Annotated in this window: 3 protein-coding genes; 1 reads left to right on the top strand and 2 read right to left on the bottom strand. The window is 43.3% G+C overall.

Annotation, left to right across the window (positions count from 1 at the left end; genetic code table 11):
* Positions 1 to 33 precede the first annotated feature (33 nt).
* Positions 34 to 867, bottom strand: a complete 834-nt coding sequence (locus LDL35_RS14775; protein WP_304023845.1) for a helicase HerA-like domain-containing protein — start codon at positions 865 to 867, stop codon at positions 34 to 36.
* A gap of 188 nt (positions 868 to 1,055) precedes the next feature.
* On the opposite strand from LDL35_RS14775, the gene LDL35_RS14770 reads away from it, so the two are divergent.
* Complete coding sequence (locus LDL35_RS14770; protein WP_304023843.1) at positions 1,056 to 2,885, top strand: PAS domain S-box protein; 1,830 nt, start codon at positions 1,056 to 1,058, stop codon at positions 2,883 to 2,885.
* Positions 2,886 to 3,043: 158 nt separating this feature from the next.
* On the opposite strand, the gene LDL35_RS14765 is transcribed toward LDL35_RS14770, so the two are convergent.
* Positions 3,044 to 4,072, bottom strand: a 1,029-nt coding sequence (locus LDL35_RS14765; RefSeq protein ID WP_304023840.1) for an HAD-IC family P-type ATPase, incomplete at its 5' end; no start/stop codon positions are given.

Here is a 4,072-nt window from a genome sequence, read left to right as displayed (position 1 = left end):
TTTAAGCCCAATTTTAACAAAATAATTCATCAACTACTGGTTAGAGATTACAGAGTTAAGTTTACATGAAAATTTAAACGCGTAACTTCTATAGATCTTTGGTGCCTTCATCAGGGCTACAGCAGAGAGAAGGTTTATGATCCCCTTTCCATCTCTGACATCCATGATGTCTTCAAGTATCAGAGACGGTTCACCAAAGAAGAGATCTCCCCCCTGCTCTTCGAGGGTAAGAACTGCCCGCTGGATGGCTCCGAGCGATGAGGGAGTCATGTTTCCGTATTTCCCTTTTATTTCAGCGGTATTTTCAAGGGCAAAGGTGATAAGCGAGATAAGATCGGCAATGTCGATGAGGAGCAATTTTTGATCATCGGCATACCGAAAGAGCATTGATAAAATACCTGCCTGGGTGTCGTTCAGCCCCAGGATCCGGGAGAGGAGCAGAGGACCCATCTCTGATATCGTTGTTCTTACCGGATGCCCATCCTTTCCATACAGATCCCAGAACCTGACCGGATATCCTTCATATGAGAAGTCTTTCAGCCCCAGTAATGCTGCACGTTCCTCTATCTTTTTATTTCCGCCACCCGGCCTGCACATTCCTGAGAGGTCACCCTTGATGTCAGGTAATAAAACCGGGATCCCCATGGAGCTGAATTGTTCCACCAGCACCCTGAGGGTAACTGTCTTTCCGGTTCCGGTCGATCCGGCGATCAGACCATGACGGTTTGCCATGGATGGTTCTATGAAGATATCTGTCTCACCTTTCGCAAAAGGTGAAGAAACGGGAACTGCCATACGTGAGTATTTGGTGGTCAGATCTTTTATAATCAAGGTATGGAAGAATGCCGGCAGCATTATTATTTCCATTCCCGTCGGTATTTTTCTGTCATTTCGAAAAATTATGAACTATTGAACATCTGATGGCTGGGATGGTTTTATATAATCTGCAGGATTACCGGCATTATTATGAGGGAGACGGGAACATATGGAATCAATACGTAATGTGAGATCCTAATATCTGATGATAGCGATACAAGGTCTGGTGAGCGTTTCAGATGGCTGATACAATACAGGTATTGTATGTGAGTGACGATCCGACACTCCTACAGTCATGTAAAAAATTCCTGGAAAAAACCGGAGAGTTTTCAGTGGATACGTTCCTCTCTCATCAGGATGTATTCAGCCATATAAATAACGTCTGGTATGATGCACTTATCTGTGACTATAACATGTCAGCAATGGATGGTATCTCTCTTTTAAAAAAGGTTCGATCTCATCACCACGAAATTCCTTTTATCCTCTTTACCTCGGAAGAATGTGAAGAAATCATAGTCCAGGCTATCCGGGAAGGAGCTGACTCATATCTTATTCGGAGAGGTGAGTCGGAAGCGATATTTACAAAGCTTTCCCAGCAGATTATTCAGATAGTAGGGAAACACCAGTCTGAATCAAATATTCGTTATGAACGCCCTCAGTCAGACATTCTGTATTTCCTCCCGGACGCAACCTTTGCAATAGATACAAAAGGAACAGTCATTCTCTGGAATAAGACGATGGAAGATATGACCGGGATTATGGAAGATCAGATCCTTGGGAAGAGAGATTTTGAATATGCTCTCCCATTTTTTGGCACCAGGAGAAAGATGCTAATTAATATTGTTTCAGAGCCGGATGAGAGTTTTGCAGCGTTTTATCCTACTATTTCAAGAATAAAAGATATCATCATTGCTGATACCAATAATGCACGAATCAAAGGACAACCGGTAATTCTTGCCGAAAAAGCCAGTCCCATCTATAATCAAATGGGAGAGATTATCGGAGCAATCGAGCTCGTACGGGACATAACCGAGCAAAAAAATGCGTTGAACGAATTAAAAAAATCTGAAGAACGGTTCAGACAACTTGTTGAAGAAATACCATACTCAATTGGAATTGGGACAGTAGACGGGTATAATATCCTGGTGAATAAGGCATTCATAGAGTTCTTTGGTTCTGAACCACCAAAAGAACACAATATTTTTAATGACCCGATATTTCAGAAATGGGGAGTGCAGGAAAGGGTTTTCTCTCTCTTAAAAGGAGAACGTTTGACTATTCCTGAAATTTATTATAATCCTCATGAGATGTATCCTGAAGTCCCTGATAATCCGGTCTGGATGCATCTTGAAGGATTTCCTTTGTTAGATAATAATGGAAATATTGAATTTATCGTTTTAATTCATAAGAATATAACAGAACGGAAGAATCAGGAATTAAAAATCCGTGAAATAAATACATACTTGGAAAATCTCATCATTCATGCAAATACCCCTATTGTTATCTGGAATCCTGACCTCTCCATAAGCCGGGTAAATCATGCTTTTGAGCTCCTGACCGGGAGGGATGCAGCTGATTTGATAGGACTATCGGTATCTGTTCTCTTTTTACATGAAATGAGTAATAAATTTCTCCAAAAGGAACAGACTATCCTGAATGGAGCCAGGTGGGAGACCGTTGAGATACCTATTGTACATAAAGATGGAACCATCCGGACGATCATATGGAACTCATCCACGATCTTTGCTTCAGACGGAGTAACTCCTGTTGCAACAATTGCACAGGGCATCGATGTGACGAAGGAACGTCAGTTACAGAAAGAGAATGAACGGGCAATACGTCAGATATCTGAGAATATTGCACAGCTTGCGATCCTCAACGACGGGATTCGAAACCCGCTTACCATCATTACCATGTATGCTGACCTTGTCGGGGATGAAAAAATTGCCAAATGCATTGAGGATCAGGTCATGAGGATTGATGAGATGGTGAATAACCTCGATAGGGAATGGGTGAACTCTGAAAAAATACTGACATATTTGCAAAAGCATGGAGATGTCAGGTATTAACTATCGTTCTCATTTGTTAGAACCCTAAAAGACCAACTGAAAGACGTGCAATATCTCCTTCATCGTAATACATACCATTATATGCTTTCCTGTATGTCGTATCCCTTAAAAAAATAAGGATTTATAATTTGTAGGGTAATTGCCGGGCTTTCAGATGTCTATGATGATTTAAATATTTTTTTAAATATTTCTCCGGCAAAGAATATCACGACTCCGGGAATAAGACAGAGCAGCCATTGGTCTGCGGTCAGTCCGACGGTATGAAATATTGCCTGAAAGAGCCTTGTTTCCGTTATCAGTATGGTCCCGATGATCACCCAGAGGTATGCATACAAGAGCCTGACATTGGAGAAGGTGGATATATGAAATGCCGTATCATACGGGAAACGAAGGTTGAGAGCAACAAAAATATTCATGAGTGAGAGCGATACGAGCCCCATGGTCTGACCAATGCCCGGAGATCCATAGACAATCTGGCCAATCTGGTACATGATGAGCGTTGCAGCAGCCATACCTGCTCCGATAACAAATAACCTGACATACATCCGGAGTGAAATGATTGGTTCATCTGACCGTCTCGGTTTTCGGGCCATGATACCTGGTGATGCAATATCCATTCCCAGTGCAGCCCCAATCGGAGCCACCGTGAGCATATGAATCCAGAGGACCTGTCCGGGAGTAAAAAGAGCAGTTCCGGCTAATGCAAATACCGAAGATCCCAGGAAGGCAAGGATGAACATGAACAGGTTCGCGATCTGGATTCGTAAAAACTTCTGCAGGTTATCGTAAATCTTCCTCCCTTCTTCAATTGCCGCGACAATCGTTGCAAAGTTATCATCCGTCAGGATCATCCGTGCAGCCCCTTTCGCGACATCAGTCCCGGTCACACCCATGGCAATGCCGATATCCGCTGCCTTCAAAGCCGGGGCATCATTGACACCGTCCCCAGTCATCGCTACGATATTACCCTTCCTTTTCAGAACCTGAACAAGTCTTACCTTGTGTTCCGGAGCTACTCTTGCAATAACACCGATATCATCGATCTGCCTGAGAGCTTCTTCATCACTCATCGCAGCAAATTCAGCACCGGTGATGGCACGCCCTTCTATACCCAGCTCCCGTCCGATTGCGGCAGCAGTCACGGCATGGTCACCAGTTATCATCCGAACCCGGATACCTGCATGTTT

The organism is Methanospirillum hungatei (genome assembly GCF_020216685.1).
GTDB classification, from domain to species: domain Archaea; phylum Halobacteriota; class Methanomicrobia; order Methanomicrobiales; family Methanospirillaceae; genus Methanospirillum; species Methanospirillum hungatei_B.
Note: the sequence above shows the minus strand (reverse complement) of the source record. Positions and strands in the feature narration are given on the sequence as shown.